The sequence below is a fragment of the Deltaproteobacteria bacterium HGW-Deltaproteobacteria-6 genome (assembly GCA_002840435.1).
In the GTDB taxonomy this organism is placed as follows: Bacteria; Desulfobacterota; Syntrophia; order Syntrophales; family Smithellaceae; genus UBA8904.
Genome location: PHAT01000003.1, coordinates 232,263 through 256,548 on the forward strand (window position 1 = coordinate 232,263; position 24,286 = coordinate 256,548).

General features: G+C 50.1%; 16 protein-coding genes. 6 read left to right on the forward strand and 10 right to left on the reverse strand.

Annotation, left to right across the window (positions count from 1 at the left end; all coding sequences use genetic code 11):
* Positions 1-252: 252 nt before the first annotated feature.
* The gene (locus CVU71_07830; protein ID PKN19406.1) at positions 253-1,029 is read right to left on the reverse strand and encodes a hypothetical protein; all 777 of its coding nucleotides are present in this window, start codon (positions 1,027-1,029) and stop codon (positions 253-255) included.
* Positions 1,030-1,345: 316 nt separating this feature from the next.
* Complete coding sequence (locus CVU71_07835) at positions 1,346-2,680, reverse strand: hypothetical protein (GenBank protein PKN19407.1); 1,335 nt, start codon at positions 2,678-2,680, stop codon at positions 1,346-1,348.
* Positions 2,681-3,288: 608 nt separating this feature from the next.
* Between CVU71_07835 and CVU71_07840 the strand changes: the two genes are divergently transcribed.
* The 3 genes from CVU71_07840 (at position 3,289) to CVU71_07850 (ending at position 6,056) form a co-directional block, all read left to right on the forward strand.
* Positions 3,289-3,468: a hypothetical protein gene (locus CVU71_07840; protein PKN19408.1), complete on the forward strand. Its 180-nt coding sequence runs from the start codon at positions 3,289-3,291 to the stop codon at positions 3,466-3,468.
* 83 nt (positions 3,469-3,551) lie between these two features.
* Complete coding sequence (locus CVU71_07845) at positions 3,552-5,279, forward strand: hypothetical protein (GenBank protein PKN19409.1); 1,728 nt, start codon at positions 3,552-3,554, stop codon at positions 5,277-5,279.
* 21 nt (positions 5,280-5,300) lie between these two features.
* A complete protein-coding gene (locus CVU71_07850; GenBank protein ID PKN19410.1) occupies positions 5,301-6,056 on the forward strand; it encodes a bifunctional demethylmenaquinone methyltransferase/2-methoxy-6-polyprenyl-1,4-benzoquinol methylase UbiE in 756 nt (251 codons plus the stop codon).
* Positions 6,057-6,216: 160 nt separating this feature from the next.
* On the opposite strand, the gene CVU71_07855 is transcribed toward CVU71_07850, so the two are convergent.
* From CVU71_07855 to CVU71_07875, 5 genes are all read right to left on the reverse strand, one after another.
* Positions 6,217-8,370: an adenylate/guanylate cyclase domain-containing protein gene (locus CVU71_07855; GenBank protein PKN19411.1), complete on the reverse strand. Its 2,154-nt coding sequence runs from the start codon at positions 8,368-8,370 to the stop codon at positions 6,217-6,219.
* Between the two features lie 10 nt (positions 8,371-8,380).
* Positions 8,381-9,298 carry a peptidase M48 gene (locus CVU71_07860; GenBank protein ID PKN19412.1) on the reverse strand — a complete coding sequence of 306 codons (918 nt, stop codon included), beginning with the start codon at positions 9,296-9,298 and terminating at the stop codon, positions 8,381-8,383.
* Positions 9,295-9,780, reverse strand: a complete 486-nt coding sequence (locus tag CVU71_07865) for an SH3 domain-containing protein (GenBank protein PKN19535.1) — start codon at positions 9,778-9,780, stop codon at positions 9,295-9,297. Before CVU71_07865 ends, CVU71_07860 begins: the two co-directional genes overlap by 4 nt.
* Positions 9,781-9,842: 62 nt before the next feature.
* The gene (gene nrdD, locus CVU71_07870) at positions 9,843-11,909 is read right to left on the reverse strand and encodes an anaerobic ribonucleoside-triphosphate reductase (protein PKN19413.1); all 2,067 of its coding nucleotides are present in this window, start codon (positions 11,907-11,909) and stop codon (positions 9,843-9,845) included.
* Between the two features lies 1 nt (position 11,910).
* Positions 11,911-13,329, reverse strand: a complete 1,419-nt coding sequence (locus CVU71_07875) for a metal-dependent phosphohydrolase (protein ID PKN19414.1) — start codon at positions 13,327-13,329, stop codon at positions 11,911-11,913.
* Positions 13,330-13,540: 211 nt separating this feature from the next.
* Between CVU71_07875 and CVU71_07880 the strand changes: the two genes are divergently transcribed.
* Positions 13,541-15,619 (forward strand): CoA-binding protein, encoded by a 2,079-nt coding sequence (locus tag CVU71_07880; GenBank protein PKN19415.1) that lies wholly within the window; start codon positions 13,541-13,543, stop codon positions 15,617-15,619.
* A gap of 117 nt (positions 15,620-15,736) precedes the next feature.
* Here CVU71_07880 and CVU71_07885 read toward each other — a convergent pair whose 3' ends face one another.
* The gene (locus tag CVU71_07885; GenBank protein ID PKN19416.1) at positions 15,737-17,134 is read right to left on the reverse strand and encodes a hypothetical protein; all 1,398 of its coding nucleotides are present in this window, start codon (positions 17,132-17,134) and stop codon (positions 15,737-15,739) included.
* Positions 17,135-17,945: 811 nt separating this feature from the next.
* Between CVU71_07885 and CVU71_07890 the strand changes: the two genes are divergently transcribed.
* Together CVU71_07890 and CVU71_07895 are read left to right on the forward strand one after the other, a co-directional pair.
* A complete protein-coding gene (locus CVU71_07890) occupies positions 17,946-18,626 on the forward strand; it encodes a hypothetical protein (GenBank protein PKN19417.1) in 681 nt (226 codons plus the stop codon).
* A 337-nt stretch (positions 18,627-18,963) separates the two neighbouring features.
* Positions 18,964-20,574: an MBL fold hydrolase gene (locus CVU71_07895; GenBank protein PKN19418.1), complete on the forward strand. Its 1,611-nt coding sequence runs from the start codon at positions 18,964-18,966 to the stop codon at positions 20,572-20,574.
* Between the two features lie 150 nt (positions 20,575-20,724).
* Here the strand turns inward: CVU71_07895 and CVU71_07900 are convergent, their stop codons facing one another.
* Both CVU71_07900 and CVU71_07905 read right to left on the reverse strand, forming a co-directional pair.
* Positions 20,725-21,927 carry an MFS transporter gene (locus CVU71_07900; protein ID PKN19419.1) on the reverse strand — a complete coding sequence of 401 codons (1,203 nt, stop codon included), beginning with the start codon at positions 21,925-21,927 and terminating at the stop codon, positions 20,725-20,727.
* 12 nt (positions 21,928-21,939) lie between these two features.
* Positions 21,940-24,165, reverse strand: coding sequence for a hypothetical protein (locus tag CVU71_07905; GenBank protein ID PKN19420.1), 2,226 nt, complete (start codon positions 24,163-24,165; stop codon positions 21,940-21,942).
* Positions 24,166-24,286: the final 121 nt, after the last annotated feature.

Consider the following 24,286-nt stretch of genomic DNA (forward strand, 5'->3'; position numbering starts at 1 on the left):
GTCACTTCGTTTCTTCGAAATGACATCTTTTTATGCAAGTAGGTACTAGTCTCCTCTTTCATGCTTCCTCACCCGGATCGCCATCTTCAATTTTCAGGAGATGGCAAGGGTGAGGAAGTATTTTTGAGGCATATTTTACAAGAGGTGTGTGCCTATGAATGATGTTGTGAATTACGACTTGAGAGGTGCAACGCTGACATCACTCGCTTTGCCCAAAGCGTAGCGGCGGGTAAAGTCGGGGGTATGCATTTGTTAAAGTTCTGATACTTCCGCATCTGATTCAAGCATATGTAATACTTCTGTAGCTACCCCAGAAACGTTTTTAACAATCTCGGAACCTGAAAACCTTAGAGTAGAATATCCAAGACGTTGTGTTTCTCGATCTCTTGCTCTATCAGATATGAAAGTATCCTTATTACTGTGGAATTCGTATCCATCGCATTCTACGATATATTTCCGAGTTGTATCAGATGGCATCCACAACAATAAATCTGGCCTAATTGATCTACCATTAATTATAATATCCGGAAATTTAGGTTGCAGGGTCATGTGCCAACTATCCTTAAGTGAAAGATACACGTATCGAAACATTAGACGATTAATAAAATCACGTTCTGCTTTATCCATTTTTTTTGATTTAACCTGCTCATTTAAGTATTCATCAATTGCGCTGAATGATCCGAATTTCATTTTGTACCACTCGATGAATTCAAAAAATTTATCCAGATAATCACGAAATTCAGTAAGTTCAGAATTTGTATCTTTGTATGTTTGGTGAATCACAATACCATATGGAAACCACTTTATGGAACCAAGTAGCAAAGATCCTAAAAATATTCGCTCAATAGGTGAGCCACTCATTTGAATAATTGTTTCAACCGATTCTTTAGAAACCTTGTCTAAACTCAATTTGTAGAACTTGATGAATTCAGGGTTATCACCCTCTTCTGACTCTGATGATTTTTCAACGAAGAAGTGAGTAATTTCTCTAAATAGTTCATCATCTAGAATGGTATCACTTAGCTTCATGATTTTCTCATGTTCTGACAATAGCTTTTAACATTTAATATACTTAGTAGACTTTTTCCGATATTTAATTAATTTTATACTCTTTTGAAAATAATCGAAAGTAAAATAATGTTTAAAATCATTGGATTGAAATTTTGACACACGGCATTTCAAGGTAATAAAGACCATAAATGCCCGGCGGGTAATTTGTGGGATATTTGTTCAGCGAATAAATCGTTGATGTCCAACCCTGTATTCTAAAAACAAAGGCCGGTTTGACTGCAAGCAAACGCGCTCCAACTCAAACCGGCCCGATGGTAAATTCTTCGATTAAAAACTACGCTTCAATATTTGCCCTGTCCCGCAACATGAATGTCGCGGCCGAGGCGATCAGATAAAATACGGCCATAAAGGCAATAGCGCCCGAAAGTCCGTATTTCATTGCCGCAGCGCCCAGGGCCATCGGTATCAATGTCGAAGCAAAACGGCCGGCGGAATAAGAGGTGGACGTGCCAAAAGCACGAATGTTGGTCGGGAACTGTTCGGCGATAAAAGCCGGCAAGGTGGCCCAGAACGTGGCTCCGACCGCGTGGTAAAGCACGCCCAGCCACAGGAACAGCGTCATGTCGGTGGTCATGCCCAGCCAGACATAAAACATGATTGCGGAAAGAACGCCACTGACTACCATTACATTGCGTTTGCCGAGTTTATCACCGATCCGTCCTCCGAAGATAAATCCGATGACATTGCCGATGTTGAACATGACAAGATAAAGGATGACACCTTTCAGTTTCAAGCCTCTTTCCTGCAGCAGCAGTGTCGGCAGCCAGGTATTGACCGCCCAGTAAGTCATCAGGGCGCATAAACAGATGGTGGTGGTAAGCGACGTGATTTTAATATTGGCGGGTTTGAAAAGGTCCATCAGTTTCACCGCGGCAACCGGGTTTGCTGTCGAAGCGCCCAGTTTCTTTTTTGCCTGAGCCCGGAGCCAGACGGGAGATTCAGGAATATACAACCAGATATAAGCGGCCAGGATCATGCCTGCCGTGCCGGCAAAGAAAAGAGCCCGCCATCCGAAAAGCGGCACCAGCGCGGCCTGCAGGCCGAGGGCAATAAAATAACCGGCAGGCCAGCCAATCATCATCCAGGCACTGGCTTTTCCCCTTTTTTCAACGGGATAGAATTCCGCAATCATGGTTGTTCCCAGCGCCCATTCCGCGCCAAGCCCGAGCCCAGCGACAAATCTCAGGACGGCCAGTTGAATGTGATCCTGCGCAAATCCCGCAAGCGCTGTCGTAACGGAAAAAAAGGCAATGCACCACATCAATGCTTTTTTTCTGCCGAATTTATCGGCGATCGGCCCGAAAATAAATCCGCCGAAACAGGCGCCGATCAGCAGCGCAGTCACAACCGTTCCTGCCTGCATCATATTCAGGCCCCATTCCTTCATGATCAAGGGCAAGGCCAATGCTGTAATTACCATGTCAACGGCATCGAAAGTATATCCGGCAAACGCGACCGCAGCAACTTTCCCTGTGTGCTTTGCCGGATCAACAACTTCAATGCCATTAACTTCTTCTACTGTTTTTGCAACTTCCATAAAACCCCTCCTCAGTATGATTCTTATTAATATTCCTTCCGCTTTGTTATCCGTGTCACAGGTTAATGACATGAAATGAAAAGACGAAACGACCCGTTGCGGTACTGCATGCTCCAGACCTCCTTTCCTGAATAGTAAGCCACATGATGTGGCAACTGCGAACCTGTCTGAGCGGCCGGATTAATGCGTTTTCCGTATGATGGACTTTCCTGCGCCCCGACAAATCGACGCAGACTTCATCATGACCCGGTGCTTTGTTGTTTCATAAATTTCCTGGGCTTTGAACAAAGCCCTTGTGTCTAGACATTTTTTAAGAACCTGGAAAAACCAGGTGTTTTGCGATGTCCCGCGGATAGGGCGGGACTGAAATCATCAATTTCTGATTATCGCATTTAACGTGCCAGGACCTCGGGTCATAAAGAAAAATTGTAAATATTTGAATATAAAGATTTTTTGCGTGATGCTCAGACGGGATGGATGATGACTTCACCACATCGTCTCATTGTGAGAATAGGAATGTTCCATTATGGGAATTTGAGTACTCATGTATGTCATAATGATATGCAACGGATTCTTTCTATGAAGATCCGGTCAGGATAAAAGAAAGTCCGGATGGGCGATGACCAATCCGGGCTTTTCTTAATTTAATTTGCAGGTGAGCGATTCTGCCGCCCGCATGGGTGCTTTTAAACCGTCCTCCCTGCGTTGATTGTTATTCTTTCAGCGAACCCGTAAACGTTGCCGATGAGGCAACAAGAGGCGCGGGATCATTCATCATCATGCATTCAGCCTTGCCGAAGAATTTTGGAAATTCCGAAGAAATATGGAACTGCGAAGTGATGGTTCCGGAGCCCGGATAAAAATGTTTCTTGTGGAAAACACGGATAAGATATACTTATAAGAAATATTTGTGCGAGAAAAACAGAAGAAAGCAAGGTTAAACATGAACACGAAAATGACGACATTTGGCGAATCGGAGATCGACAAAAGAATATTGAAGGCCATAAGCGAGATGGGTTTTGAAGAACCAATGCCCGTGCAGCAGCAGGTCATCCCCTTTTTGCTGAATCAGACCCGGGACCTGGTCGCCCTGGCCCACACGGGAACAGGCAAGACCGCGGCCTTCGGCATTCCGATTATTCAACAGATCGATACCGCTTCCAAGAAAACCCAGGCGTTGATTCTGGCCCCGACCAGAGAGCTCTGCCTCCAGATCACGGATGATTTGGGCAATATGGCAAAATATATCGACAACCTGAATGTCGTACCGATTTACGGCGGCGCCAATATTGTCACGCAGATTCATCAGGTGGCCGCAGGCGCGCAGATTGTTGTGGCCACACCGGGGCGGATGCTGGATATGCTCAACCGGAAAAAAGTGAATGTCTCCGCCATCAAATGGCTGGTGCTCGATGAGGCGGACGAAATGCTCAACATGGGTTTTAAAGAAGAACTCAACGGTGTGCTGGCCTCCACCCCCGCGGAGAAACGGGTACTCCTCTTCTCCGCCACCATGCCGCGCGGGATTGAAGCCATCGCCCACAGCTACATGAAGAAACCGATGGAAATCACCGTCGGCACGCGCAATACCGGCGCGGAAAACGTCTCTCATCAGTATTACGTGGTGCATGCCAAGGACCGGTATCTTGCGCTCAAACGCATTGCCGATTTTTACCCCGACATTTATGCCATTATCTTCTGCCGTACGCGAACGGAGACACAGGAAGTGGCCGACATGCTCATGAAAGACGGATACAATGCCGATGCGCTGCACGGCGATCTTTCGCAGGCGCAGCGTGATTCCGTCATGAATCGTTTTCGTTCGCGAAATTTACAGATGCTGGTGGCAACCGACGTCGCCGCCCGCGGGATTGACGTGGTCGATCTGACCCATATCATCAATTACAATCTGCCTGACGATATTGAAAACTATACCCACCGCAGCGGCCGCACCGGACGGGCGGGCAAAACGGGCATTTCGATTGTCATCGTCAATATCAAAGAAGTGTTTCGCGTAGGCCAGATCGAAAAACAGATCGGCAAAAAATTTCAGCAAGTCAAAATTCCCACCGGCGCCGAAGTCTGCGAAAAGCAGCTGCTGCACCTGGTGGAAAAACTCAAAAATACGGAAATTCAGCACGCGGACATCGACCCGTTCCTGCCTGCGGCGCTGGAACAGCTTAAAACGCTCAGCAAAGAAGACATCGTTGCGCGGTTCGTTTCACAGGAGTTCAATCGCTTCCTGAGTTACTACCGCAACGCAACCGACATCAACGTATCTCATAAAAAAGAAGTTAAGGCCCAGCCTGTTCACGCTAAATCCGTATCGGGCGGCATGGCGCGCCTTTCCGTCAATCTGGGAAAGATGGAAAAATTCAATGCCAAAAAGCTCACGGCGTATCTGCTGGAGGCGGCCAACATCGCCCATCTGCGCATTGCCAATGTGGACGTGGAGCTCTGCAATTCGTACTTTGAAGTGGAACCCCAGTTTGCCGAAGCTTTGATCGCCCGGGCAGGCAAGGAGAAGTATGCCCAGCGGCGCGTGAGAATCGATTACGCCGAAAGGGGCAGCCGCGGCGGTTATCAGGGAAAGCGCTATGCAGGAGGGGCCAAAACCCGTGAATCCTTCTTTTTCAACAAGCGTAAGACCAAACCCGCTAAAAGATATTAGAATTTAAGGACAAATCACTTCATGGGAGAATCAGCACCCGAAAAATATCCTCAGATAAAAACAATCACGGATCAGGAACGCATTCGCATGGTGAAGGAGATCTTCTCCACCATCACCGGCAAATATGATTTTTTGAATCGCTTTCTAAGCCTCAGGCGCGACGTAGCCTGGCGAAAATTTGCCGCAAAAAAAATGCGTTTCTTCCGGACAAACCGCTACCTGGATGTCGCCTGCGGCACGGGAGACCTGTCCATTGCCGCAGCCGAAATGCATCCGGGAATAAAAGTTACGGGGATTGATTTTGTTCCGGAAATGGTCGAAGCGGCAAAAGAAAAAGTGCGAAAGAAAAACCTTGCCGGCAGAATCACCCTCATGCAGGGTGATGCGTTGCAGTTGCCTTTTGAGGACAGCCATTTCGATGTGACGGGCATCGCTTTCGGCATCCGGAATATTCCCGACCGCACCCGAGCGCTTTCCGAAATGCTGCGCGTCACCGTCCCCGGCGGACAGGTGATGGTGCTGGAAATGACGTTTGTCCAGAACCGGTTTTTTAAACTGATTTACTATGTCTATTTGAATTATCTGCTGCCCGCGTTTGCAAAACTATTTTCGAAGAATCCCGCCGCCTACTATTATCTGGCCGACTCCATCATGAACTTCCCCTCCCCCGGCGAATTCGCAAAACTCATGGAAGAAGCGGGCATGGTTGACGTGCAAAAATATCCTCTCACCTTCGGCATCACCTGGCTGCATGTGGGGAAGAAAGTTCAAGGTTAAAGGCTGAAGGCCGAAGGACTAAATAGAGGCAAAGATATTGCGCACAATGTCTTTGCATTTCAATAAACGCTTCATAAACCACTCTTTAAGAATCTTTAGCAACAGTCAGCACATTGCGCCTTCCGCTTAGACCTTCAGCCTTCAGCCTTCGGTCTTCATCCTACTTTGTGGTAATCACCCAAACACCCTGCCAGTTCTGCGGTGGACTGGCAATAAGGTCATCACATTTGGTTATATAAGCTTTTGCTACGGCATCGCTGCCTGCCATGTCGGAGAATAACGCCCGGGCTTTAGCAAAGTCGCCCCGATAGAACAACGCCAGTGCTTCAGAAAATTGCTCCATCATTTTTTTCTTCTGTTGATCGATATCATCCGTCAGCATCGGCTCGTAAACCACCACAGGCTCTTTACGGCCAACGACGGCGACACGGGAAATTTCGCGCACGGGGAAGGCGCCGGCCATTTGTTCCATGGTGGATTGCGAAATCAGCATATAGGTGCCAAACTGCTTGTTGATGCCTTCCAGGCGCGCCGCCAGATTGACGGCGTCTCCGATCATCGTATAATCAAACCGGGAATGGGAACCCATGTTGCCGACCACGGCATAACCGGTGTTGACACCGATGCGCATTTTCAAATCTTTCCCCAGGCTTTCCCGAAGAGCAGGGCGCATTTCGGCGAGTTTCGCCTGGCAGCGCAGTGTGGCACGGACACAGCGAACTGCATGATCAGGCTGTTCAAGCGGTGCGTTCCAGAAGGCGATAATCGCATCACCCTCGTATTTGTCCACCGTGCCGCCTTCCTCGTGAATAATGTCGGTCATGGCCGTAAGGTACACATTGAGCAGACGGGTGAGCGCTTCGGGATCAAGCCCTTCGGAGATGCCGGTAAAGCCTTCCAGATCGGAAAAGAAGATGGAAAGCACTTTTCGCTCGCCGCCCAGTTTCAGACGGTCGGGATGCGCGATGATTTGTTCAATAACCGCGGGACTCAAATATTGTTTGAAGGCATTCTTGATAAACAGTTTCTGACGGCCCTCGGTTGTGTAATAAATAAGCCCCGCGCTGAAAAGTGTCGCGACAACCCCCGCCTCCTGAACCATCAGCGGCAGCCAGAAGCCCAGGCGATAAGCGATCAGACAAAGGACCACCGGCAGACCCATAAAGAACACATAGACCAGCACACTTCGGGCAATGCCGGATGCCGAAGCTGTCGCCCATCCGGCCAAAAGGACGATAAGCAGGGTCAGAATGATCACCATGGCCGGGGGAACAGGACGGATAAAATCATTGGCCAGCATATTGTCGAGCATCGTGGCGGAAATTTCCACGCCCGGATAGACGCCGGAAACAGGCGTGGGACGAAGATCAAAGAGGCCGGGCGCCGAGAATCCGAACAGCACATAGGCGTCTCTGAAGTCATCGATATTTTCGATAACAGGTTTTTCTCCGCGCTGAAGCCGCAGTTCACTCTGAATGACCGACGCGGCGCTGTAAGCTTTGTGAGTTCCCGACGGGCCGCGGAAATTAAGGATGGCCCGGCCTGCGGCATCGATAGGTATTGCCCTGTCGCCCAGCATGAAGCTTCCCGGATAAATTTTCAAAGCCGTATCCGGTTTTGCGGTCCAGTAACTCGCCAGAGCCAGCGATGGTAAAATATTGCCGTCAAAGACTTCAAAAAGGGCCGCCCGGCGATAAACGCTGTCGGCATCCGGATTCAGGTGCACGTTGGCTAAAACACCGGCGGCGGCGGATATTTCCGCCACGGGGAAAGAGGCCCGAACGAAGGCGTGATGTCCTGAATCCGCCAGCCATTTCTCCAGTCCTGCAATTTTCAATGCCGGGGGCGGAGCAAATTCAGGCCAGCGTTTTTCGCTGCCCTCTTTCTTACTGAGAAAAGCAGCGCCTACAAAATGTTTAAAGCCGAGGATTTCGGAAGCCAGGGCCCGGTCATCCGCCACGCCGTATTTGGAGGGTTCCGTAAAAAGCACATCAAAGGCCAGCGACTTTGCGCCTGCGCGCTTACAAAACTGGATGATGGTGCCATACACTTCGCGGGGCCAGGGCCAGGACAGGCTGTTTTCATCTTTGGCCCAGTCCAGACTATTCTGATCGAGCAGAATCAAGCGGATCTTCGGGGTGGCAGCGGACGGTTTTGCCAGGAGATTGACCCGCCAGTCCCAGGTCTTGGCCTCCCAGCGGGAAAGAAAGCCCGGCAGAAAAAAGCCCATCGCAAACACAACGCCAATCAGACCCGCCAGCAGGCCCTGCACAAGCTTTGATTTGCCGAAACGGAATATTTTTTTAAGATCCATGTTCTTATTCCTACAGTAGATGGCCTACTGCTTTGGTAAATCTCTCCTTACGGATGGCGGGTGTTTCGCCGCCTCCCAAAGCTTTCCCTTCATCTTTTAATTCGGCAATACGATTTTGCGGCGAAGGATGCGTCTTGGCAAAATCAGATCCGCCCGGTTTTATTTGCTGGGCCATTACATTCAGCATATCGACCAGCGCGCCGGGATTGTAACTCAGCCGCTGAAGGATGGACACCGCCGCCGCATCGGCCTGATATTCATAAGATCGGGAATAGCCTTTATTGATCATCGTGTTGGTAATATCGGAAATGACTCCCCCGAAAGCCTGAGTTAATTGCGCGACTTCCCGGCCGCCGAAGGATTTCGCGCCTTCCTGAGCTAAAATCGAGAGGGCTTCCGTCGTTCGCGCTTTCTCAATGGCTTTCATGCCGTGTCTTAATTGAACGTGGCCGATCTCATGCGCTAAAACCGCGGCCAGCGCATCTTCCGTCCGGCAGCAGCGAACCAGTCCGCGGGTAATAAAGATGTGCCCTCCCGGTGTGGCAAAGGCATTAATATCGTCGGAATCCAGAACGATGAAATGATACCCGCCGAACAGTTCAGGCATGTCGGAAGCCTGTGCCAGCGTTTGTCCCAGCACGTTAAGATACGCATTAGCCCTGGAGTCCGGCAAGGCCCGATACTTTCCCAGAACCACCGCGCCGACCGTTCGTCCGATATAGTATTCCTGCTCAGGCGTAAAATCTTCCAGGCTCTTTGCGACGGCCTTCGCACTTTTGCGGATGGATTCGCCCTGTTCCCTGCTGATCGTTCCGGTTGCCTGCCCCACCGTCGTGGCCACGGTCGTTGCCGTTTCCACGGCGGCACAACCTGCCAGGATAATCAAAGTCAGCAGGACCAGCCCTGTTTGCCAGCTTTGTTTAGTCATGGCCTGCCTCCTTCCCTGCGCAGCGCCAGACGTCCGCCGGCAATAAAACTCTCCATCTGTTCGGGAGAGACCTTGATGGCTTCCATGCGGTTGATCCAGCTGTAATCAAGATTTTTATTGCTTTTGCGGTACTGGGCTTCCACTTCTTCGCTGAAGCCCTTGCCCGCCAGGGCAATCTCATCGCCGGAAACGGAAGTTCCCACATTGCTCTGTCCGGCTTTTAAAGCGATCCGTTTATTCGTCAACGCCGTGGCATGCAGCCATCCCTGAGCTTTTCCGCTCGCGACGGACACTTTCTTCCAGTCTCCTTTTTCATCGAGCACGGCCACCCGTTCGCCATAGGATGCCCTGGCGACGATTTTACCCAGATGCGACGGCGTGGCCCGCAGCTGCCCTTCCTTAACCTGGATACTCAGCATTTTCTGCGCCTCCGCTGTTGCACCCAGACATAAAACACTCAAAAGCGTGAGGCAAATGATCATGGACAGGTAGCGAAACATTTCAACCTCCTTTTGCATGCCAATCTTCTTAATGCATGGCTGATCTAAAAATCGCTGTTGATCATTCTGTTACGAAGTTCCGCAAGCTTACCTTTGTTCCAGCCGGAGATTTTGCTGTAATATTTGGTAAGCTGCGCGATCCCTTCAACATCAGACGAACCGCAATAAAAACATTTTTCATCAAGTCCGCGCGCGGTCTTCCCGCAGGAAAGACACGACGTGAACTCCGGCGTGAAGTCCATCTGGCGATTGTCGGACCGGTCAAAGACTGAGCGCACAAACCGGGCGAGCGCCTCCGGACCGGGATCAGCATCACCCAGTTGCAAATGGGTAATGACCTCCCCTGCCATAAACTGATGAAACTTTCCTTCCTCAATAACTCTTTGCAGCGGCGCGATATTCGCCGCGACATTGAGATGCGTGGAGTTCGTATAATAGATAGCTCCGGAGGCGATATCACCCTGAACAAAACGACCGGCGGCAGGCGAATAATGTTTCAGATCAAGCCTTGCAAATCGATAGGCCGTGGTTTCCGCAGGCGTCTGCTCCAGAACAAATTTTACCCCGAGCGCCTCGCTCAAATGATCGGCTTCCTTCTGCATAAAGCCGACAACTCTCAGTCCGAAAGCCATTGCATCCTGAGACTGATGCAATTCACTGCCCTGAAATATCCGGACCAGTTCGTTCAACCCGACCAGCCCAATAATGTAATAAGAGCGGTTCATTCTTAAAAAAGGGCTGCCGTCGGCATTCATCGCCAGCACGGCCAGCGGCCCCTGTTCCGCATAAGATAGAAGTTTTTCCAGAAAGTCTTTCTTTTGAATATGCGCTTTGGCCGCCCTGGCCATCAATTCGCTCAAATCGTTGAAGAGCTTTGTTTCATCACCCTGAGCTTTGTAGCCCAGGCGGGGCATATTCAACGTCACGCTTTGCACGGCCGCCTGCCGCATGAGCCACGGTTTGGCAAGTTCTCCCCTCGCGGACGCCTCGGGCAGGAAAACATTGTTGAAGCAGCCTGTGGCAAGCGCCGCGGCGGCACGATCAAATACAAAACAGGTATTGCCCTGAGCGCCCGCCACATCACAGGCGTGACGGAGCAATTCATCGGCGCGAGGCTCGTGAAAGAACGCTTCGCTGATATGGAGAAGCGGCCTGGGCAGAATAAAAGGTCTGCCCGCCGCATCACCTTTTTTAAAGACTTCAAAGATCGCGTAGGCAAAACGCTGCGCCTCCGGCGTATAGTCGCGATAGGTTTCCCCGGTGGGTTTTCCCATGGGGCCGATGGCGGGGAGATCGGCCCAGGTTTGGGGCATATCGTAATAAAGATGAATGTCGGTATAGAGCGCCTGTCCGCCTCGGGTCGCGGACAATTGCGAAAATTCATAGACGAGCATTTGCGCAAACTGCCGGATTTCCTTGTCGCTCTTGCCGCGCAAATACGGTGCGAAAGAAATGTTCAGGGCGTCCCAACCGATCGTGCCGGTGAAGTGCCCCTGCAGGACGGCGCTGAACCGCACCATATGCGCCAGCAGCACTTCCGCGTGCTTGGCGGGTTTGGCGGAATTAATCGCGTGCGGCAGTTTTAGTCCGAACAACTTCAGGTATTCAAGCGACTGGCAGCAACTATAGGGTCTATCGATATAACCCAGCCCGTGAATATGCAAATCGCCCGCCGTGTGCGCTTCTCCGATATCGATGGAAAAGACGTCGTAAAGCGAAAACTCCTTTTTAATGCCTTCGGCAAAAAGCAGATTGGTCCCCTCGGGAGAATGAGGCGTGTTGGCGTTTTCCTTGTTCTGGTGCAATATGAGTTGACGAACATCGTAGAGGGGAAATCCCAGCCGGCCATGTAGCCGTCGTTCCTTCTCCAGGCCGCGTTCAATCAGTTTGGCGTTAACCAGTTCACGAACCAGGGACGTTGTTAAAAGACCGATACCGGAGGCGACGATCTGCTTTTCGACGTCCTTGGAAATTTCCGCGGCCAGCAGATAATCAATGTCCGCTTCGCGCAACAGAGCATCCACAATGCGCTGACGGTTCCATGGCGCGATCTCTTCGCCGGACGTGCGGATAAATAAAGTCAAATCTGTGGTTTCGGATTGATCAACCATATTACACGTTCGTCGGGATGAATTTGTCGATATTGCCCAATGCCGCTTCCGCCGCCTTCGACAGTTCTTCATCATGGTCATGGTTGAGCGCAAAGACCCGGAAATGATGGACACGCGCGGGAATGAAGCGGTAAATCTCGGCCAGCGGTTCGGAGGAAACAAGCCCCGTCACCGGATTGAAGATATTGATGAGTTTGGACGGTACTGCCATCGGATTTAAAGGCCGCGGATCCTGCGTCGCCACATCCACGCGAAACGGCAGCTTTTTAAGTTTTGCGGGGAGAAAGGTCTTGATCTTGGCCTCATAATTTTGTGCGTCCGGAAATACCGTTCCGCGTTGAATCGAATCGATGGATATCTCGGCGGCAAAAGACATTTTCCACTTCAGAACACGGGCATGAATCTTCTGCCATTCCAGCGCCAGTTTTCGCTTGCGGGCGTCTTTGACGGAAAGCCATCCCTGCACTTCGCTGAACAAGGACCACTCGTCGCAGCGCAAATAGGCGTCGAGATCTTTTACCAGAGAGACCGGATACATGAGATGGAGCGTATCGGCGAAAATCTCCTGCAAATGCAAATCCAACGCGCGCGTCGTACGGTGAAAATAGACATTGCTGTATAAATTCAGCCGGGCGTTAAGAAATCGTCTGAGGGCCGAAATGCCGGACTGATGAAGGGCCAGCCCGTCTTTGGTGAAAAAAGTGTAATAACGCAGACGCGGCATATCGACCATGTCCAGTGAAAAACCCGTCATATAAGCGTCACGCTGGACGTAATCGAGATTATCAACCGTGTAAATGCCGGAAAATAACTGCCGGAGCCACTTCAGCCAGCGCGGCTGCCCAACCTCCTGACGGATGTCAGGCATTTTAATCAGGTAGGCCACCTGTTGCGGGTCTAATTTTTCCCCGCGCGCAAATGCCCCCGAAGGCCCGCGTGAAATTTGTGAAATCACCTTGCCCAGTTTCCTGATAATGATCTGACAGCCCATATCTTCATGGGTCAGTCCCCAGGCGGAGAGATAATGTTCATCAAAAAAATGGCCGAACGGACCGTGCCCCACATCATGAAGCAGTCCGGCCAGTCTCAGCAATTCTTCCACATAATTCAACGACGGTGTGTCTTTGCAGACACTCTTGAGGCTGGGATACAGGTGGCGGGCAAATTCTCCCGCGACATGCATGGTTCCCAGCGAATGCTGAAAACGGGTATGTTCCGCCGCCGGATAAACCCAGCGGGCGCTCTGCAGTTGATAAATGTGCCTGAGCCTTTGCATCCAGGGAGAATCAATGATATCTTTTTCCGTTTTTTCCGCAGGCTGTGATTCGACCGGAACCGTAAAAAAAGCATACGAGTGAATCGGATCGGCAATGAGCGCCATCCCGGCATAAACATTGGAGGAAAAATCGCTATTTTTCATGGCACTTTATTTACATTATTATACTTAAAATATCAATTTTAATGATGAAAGGCTCTGAAACGGTATCTCGTATCTCGTATCTCGTATCTCGTCTTTTGTCGTTCGTTGTTTGTCACTCTTATCCCCCGCACTTAACGTTGACAGATTATTTTAATATGGTATCAAAATGACCGCATGATTTATTCAATGTTATTTTTTGGAGCAAGTCCCCATGAAAACTTTTTTCTCACCTGCATCCATTGCCGTGATCGGCGCCAGTTCCCGTGAAGGAAGCCTGGGTGGCCAGATCGTCAGAAATCTGATTTATGGCTACACGGGCCGTATCTATCCCGTCAATCCCAATGCTTCAAACATTCAGTCCCTGCCCTGTTATCCGACAGTGGACGCAATTCCCGGTCCGGTTGATCTCGCGATAATTATCGTTCCCGCCCCCGCCGTACCCGAAGCACTCGCGTCCTGCGGACTAAAAGGCATCAAACGCGTCATCATCGAAAGCGCCGGTTTCGCCGAAACAGGCGAGACAGGCCGCCTGCTTCAGGAACGCTGCCTGGCCGTAGCCCGCGCAGCAGGCATCCGCATCTGGGGCCCCAACTGCATGGGACTGGTGGATATCCCGAAGAAGTTCTTTTTTACATTCATGCATCCCAATATTTACAAAGACGGCTTGATTGACGGACGTATCTCCATGGTGGTGCAAAGCGGCATGCTTTCCGCCGGCTTTCTGGCCGATCTGATGAGCGAGCGGGCAATTGGCGTAGCGAAAGCCTGTTCCATCGGCAATAAAATGGACATCGACGAATGCGATGTGCTGGAATACCTGCTTGCAGACGACGAGACGGACGCCATCGCCCTTTATCTGGAGTCGATTGTGCGGGGGCGCAAATTTCTGGAACTGGCGGACCGGGCAAAAAAACCGATCGTCCTGCTCAAAGGCGGCAAAAGCATGGCAGGGGCCAAAGCGGCACTTTCCCACACCTCCAGTCTGGCCGGCAACGCGAGGCTGCAGGACTCGCTTTTGTCGCTTGCCTCTGTGACCATCGCGCGCGATTTTCAGCAGATGATGGAAATCGCCCGCGCGCTGGCCATGATCAGACAGACCCCCGCAAATTGCCGGACAGCTATTTTGACGTTCAGTGGCGGCGCAGGAATTCTGTCATGCGATCTGATCGAACAGCAGGGACTTCGGGTCGCGGAACTTTCTACGTCCACAAAAACAGAGCTCGCTTCAGTATTTCCCGACTGGCTGCCCGCTTCCAATCCTGTGGACATGTTTCCCGCCTTTGCGCTGAAAGGCCCTATCGCCGCCTATGAAGGTGCTTTCAGAGCCGTAGTGAAAGATCCGAAAGTGGATGTCATCTTTCTACACTTCTTCGTAGGCCTTTATCCCAACTACAATCAGTTGAAAATATTCAAGGAGGCGGCGGATCGGGAGGGAAAAGTTTTGATCCTCTGGGTCATCGGTCGACGTGACGCGCTTCGAAACTTCAAGCGTGAGGCCGAGGAGCACTCCATTCCTGTGCACGGAGAATTGTACCGTGCGGTCGAATGCCTGGCCTGTGCCTCGCGGTATACGCCGCGCAAGAAAACATCCCCGCTGATTCATACGGGGAAATACCGGCTGAAGTCTGCAACCGCATCTATTCTTTCATCCTGCCCCGAACGCGTCTGGGATGAATACGACAGCAAGCGTCTGCTGAAAACCTGCGGCATACCGGTGGTTGAAGAAAAGATCGTCTTGTCGGCCGCCGACACGGCAGCCGCCGCCCGCCAGCTTGGCTACCCCGTTGTTCTCAAGGGATTAGCCAAAGGACAGGTGCATAAATCGGAGTCCGGGCTGGTTTATTTGGGCATCACATCAGCTGCATCTCTCAAATCCTCTTTTGCCGATCTCACAAAACGAATGAAAGGCAAAGGAAGAATTCTATTACAGCGGCAGATGCCCATTGAATACGAATTAATTGTCGGCATGGTGCGTGATTTGCAATTCGGCCCCTGCGTCATGTTCGGTCTGGGTGGCATTTTTTCCGAACTGCAAAAGGATGTCGTCTTCGCTCCCGCGCCGCTTTCCCTGTTAACAGCAAAAGAGCTGATCCAGCGCATCTCGGGGAAAAAGCTTCTACAGGGCTTCCGCGGCGGAAAACCGCTGGACATGAAACTAATGGCCGAAATATTGGTGAACCTGGGCAATCTCGCTTACGCTCGTCCGGACATCGAACAGATCGACATCAATCCGCTGGTGGTCTGTCAGGGAAAACCGGTCGCGGTGGATGCGACAATTATCAAGGGTTAAAAGGTTCATACCCCTGCGGGCATGAACCCCTAAACCCTTTTCACCAGACAAAAAAATCCCCGGAAGGTTGCCCTCCCGGGGATTAGTACTAACTTTGGAACAACAACGAACTGATTCCTAGAAGGTCAAGGTCAGCTTGTTGATGAGCAGGTAATCGTTCTGAACTTTGTTCGTCTCTAAGGCGCCTTTATAATAGTCGCCAACCCACCAGTAACCGCCGCCCAGCATATAGGACAGGTTGTTGGTGATCTTGTAAGTTGCGGTCAAGTCAAATTCGTAACCGTACTCTTTGCTGTACCAAGCGGTAATTGCCGGATTTTCAATTGCTCTCGCCCAGGAAATAGCCATGTTGATGTCCAGTTTATCCATCGGACGCACACCGCCGTTTAACGAAGCGAACCAGGCATTGGTCATGCCGGCGTCATTGGTTGATAATGTTCCGGTATCCTTGACATTGGGGTTCTGGCTTGCGTTATGACCGGTAAGTTTGCCGGCCCAGTAATAACGATCAAAATTAAACATGATCAAGCAGGGGTTCCAGTCAGTTCCGCCGTTGCCGCTGCCTTCTCTGATCGCCGGAGTTGTTTTGTCGTCGCCAGCCGCTTTGGCTAAGGTCACATTGACATAAGCCATACCGAAATCAGCACCGACTTTCAAATAAGCGGACAACATATTGTAATCGACGTTTTCACCAACCGCACCCTGGTCATATTTTGCATGCGTTCCAAAAACATAAATAACTTCAGCTTCAGCACTGACCGGACCGAATTTCACTTTGGCATAGGGCAATGCAGCGGTGAACTGCTGACTGTACTGGTAACCAAGAGCAGCAGGAAGTCCTTTAAAATAAGCGTTGCGATAATGCTTGAACAACAGACCGGCTGCGCCCTGTTTGAACGTATAATTGACAAACGCGGCATACATATCGACGTCGTTGTCCGCCATATTGCCCAAACCTGCTGTATTAGCAGGGGCTTTTCCGGTTATGCTGGCTTCCTTATACTTCAGGATATAACCTCCGGCAACCAATCCACCTTTGGCAAACAAGTACGTGATTTTCGGCTGCGGCTGCATGGTATCGCCAAACACGGTTCCCCAAGCGCCATCATCCTGATAACCAACTCTGAAAATACCGATGGGAGAAACATACTGAACGTAAAGCAGATCAAAAGCGATGTTCTCATTTTCGAGCGTGCTTCCAGATGAGTTGACGTCACTGTTGTTTGCGGCAGCGGGATAGTTGCCAGCTGCTCTGGTTGCTCCCCACGATCTTTCCATGATGTCCGCACGGGTAACCAGCTTCAGGCCCGGAGAAACAATAAACTCTGTACCCAGACGCAGTCTCTGATAATACATTGCGGCGCTGGGACCAACACCGTCACGCAAATCGGTTGCTTTCTGGTATATACCAGCCGCATAATACTCACCGTTGAATTTTACATCAACGGCCATCGCTGACGTGCTGAAGGCTACGATCAACCCCAGTGACAGCAAAACTAACCAAAATCTCTTCATTTTTTCCTCCTAAAATTCATTAGAGTCAAAAAGTTTCCGCCTTCTTCTCAAAACGGGCATTTCTTGAAAAAGGCGCCTCTATTCCGTCGCATATTCTGCTTTCAAGCATTACGAAACGCAAAATACACGTCGCGAACCTAGCATCAGCTCGTTCTCATTGTCAAGATTTATTTCCTGACAATAAGCACTCGCACTGCTCGCTTGTCTTACCAGCAACACCGGTGCCAAATTTTCAAAATAGCTTCGTAAAAATCAACGAAAAGGGAATATCACTGTTTAAAATATCGATTAAAACATCCTCTTTCAAAAAAAGTAATATTATCTATCGGAAATAACTAATAGAAAATAGAGCTATCCTCAGTCATTGCAGAATTATAATAGTTGCATGGCCTGTCATATATTTTACCATAGCAGTTGCATCAATTATCAAAAATCGAGGCTAAAATAGTATCCCCAAGTTCATTCCGTGTTGTTTTTGACACATCTTCACGGTTCAGGGTTCACGGTTCAATGGTTCAGCGGTTAATCGCGTTACAATGATGGACTTTGTTTCTCCTATTAACAAACGGGTGCATGGCTCCGGGTAAATTGCCATCAATGACATAGCGACGCTATGTCTGCGCAAGCGGGAAGCAAGGCAACAATTACTTTTTCGATCAACCAAGTACATCCATCCTTTGCTATTGAACCGTAAACCCTGAACCGCTGAATCTTTAATCCTCTTTTCATTTCATTTTCATATAGGAAATCTGACAATATTCTGATATTAAGTAACATATACACTATTTGCCATGAAAACGGATATGATATCATGCATAAACCAGAGCTTAGACCCGGAATGCCGTTGGACATTATCTTTGAAAATGAAATTGATAATAAAAACGCTCATTACATGAAAGCGGTTGTCTACGATTGCGAAAGTAAATTTATTACGGTTTCACAGACATCACCCGCACTTACCACGCATTTTTTGAAACGGCGGGTTTTAACCACTTTCTTAGCCCATTCCAAAAACCGGTTGCTGCGCTTCGGTTTTTCCGGACTCCTGTATGACCTGCTTGCCAATTACACCATCTCATCAGGACAAACTGCTGAAGCACTTGTCATAAAAAAACTTAATGATCTGGAGCCAGTCGATTTTCGGATGTATTTCCGCGTCACCCCCCCGTCGCAAACAGATCTGCGCTTGTATCTAAAAGAAGAAAAGGTCAACCTGCTGGACGTTTCCATCGGCGGCGCAAAATTTATTTATTCAAAAAATTACCTCTTCCGCCCCAACGACCCTGTGAAATTCAAACTGCTTATCGGCAACTCGGTTTTTGATATCGATGCCCTTGTCCGCAGTGTCCGGCCACCGGATATTCACACCGGCAACAAGAACATTCAGTACGTCAGCGTGGAATTTCGTATTGATGATCAGAAAATGGAAGTTTCTCTGGGCCAGGCCATCCTGAATATCGAAAGAAGCCTGCTCAGCAAAGGGGCGATATAAATAAAAATTTAAACGGAGGATGAAACTATGTCAAAATCCAAAGATGTGAAGAAAGATGCCAAAAAAAAGCCGGTTAAATCAGCCAAAGAAAAGAAGGAAGCCAAGAAGCTGAAAAAAGCGGGAAAAGAATAAGAGAAACAGGATCGAGGTTCGAACCCTGAAGGGCACTTGCGCCCCGCGGGGCGCAAGTGGTTCAATGGTTCACGGTCAGGGGTAATGGGTTAGGGATAGCGGAAAACGCGTCCAGCCGGTAACCTTTACCCCATGACCCATTAACACTTACCCGTAATAACCTATGCCATTCCCTTTACCTCATTACCTTACTTAAGGATATCTCATGAAAATTAAATTTCTCGGAGCCGCAAGAACGGTCACCGGTTCATGCTTTATTATTGAAACGGATCAGGCGCGATTTGCCGTTGATTGCGGCATGCATCAAGGTTCCGACACGATTGAAAGACGCAACCTGGATACCACCCCTTATGATCCTGCGCGGATTGATTTTTTTATCATCACCCATGCGCATATTGACCATTCGGGACTGCTGCCCCGCATGGTGCAGCATGGATTTTCCGGGCCCATTTACGCCACTGAACCAACCGGTGATCTGCTCAACATACTGCTTCTGGACAGCGCGCACATTCAGGAAGTGGAAGCCGCCGGAAAAAACAAAAGATATGCCCGCACGGGAATGAAAACCGATGCAGTGCCACTTTACACAGTCAAAGACGCCGAAGCGGTAACCCCGCACATTAAAACCCGTAAATATGACGAAACATTCAGCCCAGGCCCCGGTATCAGCGTCCGATTTCAGGACGCCGGCCATATTCTGGGGGCAGCCATGGTGGAATTGTTCATTGAAGAAAACGGCGAAACCTCAAAACTGGTTTTCTCCGGCGATATCGGCCGTCCCCGACAACTTTTAATGAAAGATCCCTGTCCGGTGCGTGAGGCGGATTATCTGTTCATGGAATCAACCTATGGCAACCGCAACCATAAAGGCGAACAGGAAAGTCTTGAAGAACTCGCCTCCGCCATCCGCTACAGTTATAAAAATGGTGAAAAGGTAGTCATCCCCGCTTTTGCAGTGGAGAGAACACAGGAAATTCTTTACTCGCTTCATCTTCTCTTACGCGACGGCAAATTACCCAAGGACATGCCGGTCTATCTGGACAGCCCGCTGGCCATCAAGGCGACGGAAATTTTTCACCATTACCATTCCTATCTGGACGGGGAAACGCAAATCCTTTTGAAGAACGGTGAAGATCCACTGCGCCTGCCCAACCTGAAATTATCCGTCACAACCGAAGAGTCCGTCCGGATCAACGAAACACGGGAACCGGCCATTGTGATTTCCGCAAGCGGCATGGCCAATGCGGGAAGAATCAAACATCATTTGCGGCATAATTTGTGGCGATCCGGCGCCAGCATTGTGTTTGTCGGCTTCCAAGCGGAAGGCACCCCGGGCCGTAAAATTGTTGACGGCGCGAAGAAGATACGCATTTTCAATGAAGACATCGCCGTTGCGGCCAAAGTATTCACCATCAATGGTTTTTCCGCTCACGCTGGACAGGATCAGTTGCTGGATTGGCTTAAAGGGTTTCAAAACAAAGGGATGCAGGTCTTTCTGGTGCACGGTGAATCTTCCGCACAGGATAATCTGGCGTCCTTAATCCGGGAAAAATTCGGCTTTTCCGTAACCATACCGGATTATCTGGAAGAAATCCGGTTGAAACCAGGCAGACCAATCGAAGAAATCAAGCCGTCTGTCGCAGCAGTTGCCCAGATTAATCTGTCACCGCTTTTAGCCGACTTGAAAATAAAGCTCGACGATGTGGGTGGGAAAATGGGGAAATTTCAAACCCTGTCGTCCTCTCAACAAGCTGAGATTGCCGATTTGCTCAAACAGGCAACTTTGAATATTGATAAGATAAAAGACAGGTCTTAAGGGGTTCAAAGGTTCAGTGTATCGCCCCCCTTTGCTAAAGAGGGGGGCGACTTTTATGCAGAAGAATTTGCCGAATAATCCCCTCTCTCTCCCCCTTTGAAAAAAGGGAAAAACAACCGCTTGTGCCCGGAAGGGGTATGAACCTGCCTGTCAAGTGGCGCTTCCTAAATCCTTGCCGAAAATCCAGAAGTAAATCGTACCCATAAGCCCGCAGGCGAAAGCCATCAGAAAATTGACCTGCGGGGAAATCTCCCACAAAAATGCGCCCCCAAAAGCCGCCGCCGAGACAATAATATCCCTGCTCAGATAATATAGTCCGAACATGCCCGCCTTTTTCCCCTCCGGCGCCAGATCCATAATCAATGCTTTGCGCGTGGGCTCTCCGAATTCTTTCAATCCCCGGACGATAAAAGCCAACACCATCATCCAGAAGCTTTGAGCAAATAAAATGATCAGTGGAAAAAGGGTAAAATTAAAAAAGGTGATCACAACGAACGGTTTTTTTGTAGAACGGTCAGCCAACCAGGCAACCGGAATATAGATTAAAACGGCGGTAAGCATCTCAACGGCCGTGAGCAGTCCGAACTGCGTGGCGGTAACACCATTGTATTTGATACACCAGACGACAACAAACGCATAAGGAATCTGCTCGGCGAATCGAATGAGAATGTCCGAAACCAGCAGGTTGCGCAGAGGCGGGCTCATATGCCGCCAGAGACGCGACGGCCGTTTTTCCGCCCTTCCTTTTGAAGGCGCATCAGCGATCATTTTTTGCTGAAGAAGGATGGAGACAATGCCCAGCAAAAAAGCCCCTGCAAAAGCCAGCCTTACGCCGCTTTTTTCGCCGTAAATGCCGATGAGCAGGCCGCCGAAAATCGGCCCCAGCGCCATCGGCACTCTTCTGACCAGAGAGTGGAGCGTAACGCCCATCGTCCGCTTGTCCTGCGGCAAAACATCAGAGACCAGGCTCATGGTGGCGGGAAGTGAGATGGCCGACCAGGCCAGAAAAAAGAAAGCGCCGATAATCACCGCCTGCCAGTAGGGAAAGATAATAACAATGGCGTAACCGATAAGCGAGATCAGGTTGAAGATCAGCAAGGCTTTTTTATGCCCCAGACGGTCGCTCAGGTAACCACCTGGAAAAGAATATAAAGCACCGACCAGATTGGTGAGGCCCCCGAGAATCCCGATGGTCATAGCGCCGCCGCCCAACGCCATGAGATAAATCGGCAGGAAACGTTCGGCCATTCTTTCCCCTAAGCCCACAAGAACTACCATGAGCAAGAGCGCCACAATGCTCTTGTTCAGGCCGAAAAAACCGGTGATTTTCTGACGCCAGGACGAAGATGTCATGCTCGCTTCCTCTTAAAAATTCAACGTCATCAGATTGGTCCAGGCAATTTTATCGGAAGCACCGGCCCTGCCTTTCCTGTCCCCCGCTTCGCTTTCCATCACGGAATCCATGACCCGCAAACAATTATTCATGTGCCCGATAAATTCATCCGCCGAAATCATTTCACCGTAGGTTCGGGTAAAGGAGTAAATGCACACATCGTCTTGACCTGCCTTTTCGGCAATTTCACGAGCAAGCTGTATATTGTGCCTGGCGGTCTTCATTGCGGTCGTCGTGCGCACCGGCAGAAAATCCCACAACGAGACGGCATTGCAAAAATAAATCGTCGGCCGGTAGCTTTGCAGGGAAATGGCGTCGTCATGAATCTTCAGCTTGGCGATCATCAGTTTTTCCGTTACATCATTGAGCGCGTCTTCAGGCAGATCACTCCTTCGGAATCCGATCTGCCAGTGAACATTGACGGCTGTCTCCCGGCCGATTCGCGATGGTCCCGCAATCGGCTTTCGCGGATTGACAAAAATCTGCTCGTCATTTTTCAAAACGGCGGCAAGCATCCGGACGCTGTTTAACAAATAAGAAGAGCGGATGCCGGAGGGTGAAACCGCGATGGCGTTTTCAAAAAGATCCTCCGCCGCGTCCAGGCATTCATAAACCAGATGTTTCAAGTCGCTAAGCCTCTCTTTATCGGCGCTAATCGAGCGATCCGCACGGGCGTGGCGTAAAGCATTCATGGCCTGCGCCATGTAAACAACGGCATATTCACAGTAAAAATCCTCCGACTCGCAGGCGCAGTTGGCCTCGATGAAGCGGGCTTCCTTCTTTGCCTGCCGGAATAACCCGGCGGCGGCTTCATACGCGGGCGCGGAAAGCGCGATATTGCGCAAAAGGACCATCCGGAGCGTTCGCGCAATTAAATCGGCCGGATTAATCGACAAAACGACCCGCAATATCTCGATGGCCTCAGCAAACCGCCGTCGGTAATAAAGGGTCTTGGCAATTTCCAGCCCCAGAAGAGAATTGTGTGGGAATTTGAAAAAAGTGGTTACCGCGTTGGGTTCATCCCGTTTCTCATGAGGTGCGGATTCGTCCGGCAGCCGCCAGAGCAGAAGGTTTAGTTTTTTCACAGTAGCCGGATTGTTCTGCAGGATGGGATCGTCCAGCAGATCCGAAACGAAGTCGAAATATAAGGTGCTCCAGAAAGCTTCAATCCACCAGATCGACAGGGACTCACCATTGAACAGCGTTGTTTCCGTGGGCGCCGCGCAAAGAACAACACGGATGTCATTGACCAGCACACACTGGCGCGCCACATCCGACAGGCGGATCACCGGATCGTCGGGAAGCTTGGCGTTCAAGAGCGGCAGGAGATGATTGTCGATGCTGGCGTATTCCCCGACGACAACTGCAATGGACAGAAAGCGGTTTTTGGTGGAATAAGCGGACAACGCCCAGCGGATCGCCATTTGATGAGCCAGCGAAACGGCGCTCCTAAGGCACTGCTGGTAGGCGACCAGATCGCCTTCGGACGTCTCCTTGGGAAAATCCACATACAGCGTGGTGATATCATGCGCCCTTACTTTACCCCAGCGTCCGTAGGAAAACTGGCTGATGGACTGGTCGATGTAAGTCTTGACGGTCTTCTTCAGCCATCCCAGTATCTCGTGATCAATGACATCGCCCCGGCTGTAGAGCGCAAAACCGATACGCGCGCCTTCCCGGTAATTTTCGGTCTGTCTGCCCTCCCGGCAGACCGCGAGCAGTGTTTCGAAATGCCAGTCGGCTGCAATCTCCGGACGCTCGTGACCGAGCCAGAAGGCCAGGCTTCTTAAAACATTTTGTTTGTAAGCGGTATCCACCGGCTCCTTTCTGAGACGGGTCAGCATGGAATTAGTGACTTTGGGCAGCGCGATCTGTTTTTCAGCCAGCAGCTTGTTAATACGCTCAGTCATCGCGCGAAGCGAGATGTTGAGTTTCAACAGGTCGTCTTTCTTGTCCAGCAGTTCTTCAAAGTCCATGTGTTTGGGCAGTTTGAAAGCATGCCTGTGAATCATCTGCCGGATGACAAAATCCTCCAGAGACGGAACATCCGGCGCCTCAATCAGGCCCGAACGGGCGGCATAATTGACAAACGTGTCCATGATCAGGGCATTGTCGCTGTTTTGAGAAAACGCCGTCCAGGCTTCCGGTGTCGGGAAAGCGGCCAGAAGCGCGCTCGCGGCTTTATCTTTTGCTTGCATTATGATAACCTCTTAAACAATATAAAAAATACCGGCGCTGTCATGGCCCACCCTTCTCTCTTACGTCCAGCGGAAACAGGAAAGTGTTTTACCGTAAAACGGTATTATTAGTAAAACACTA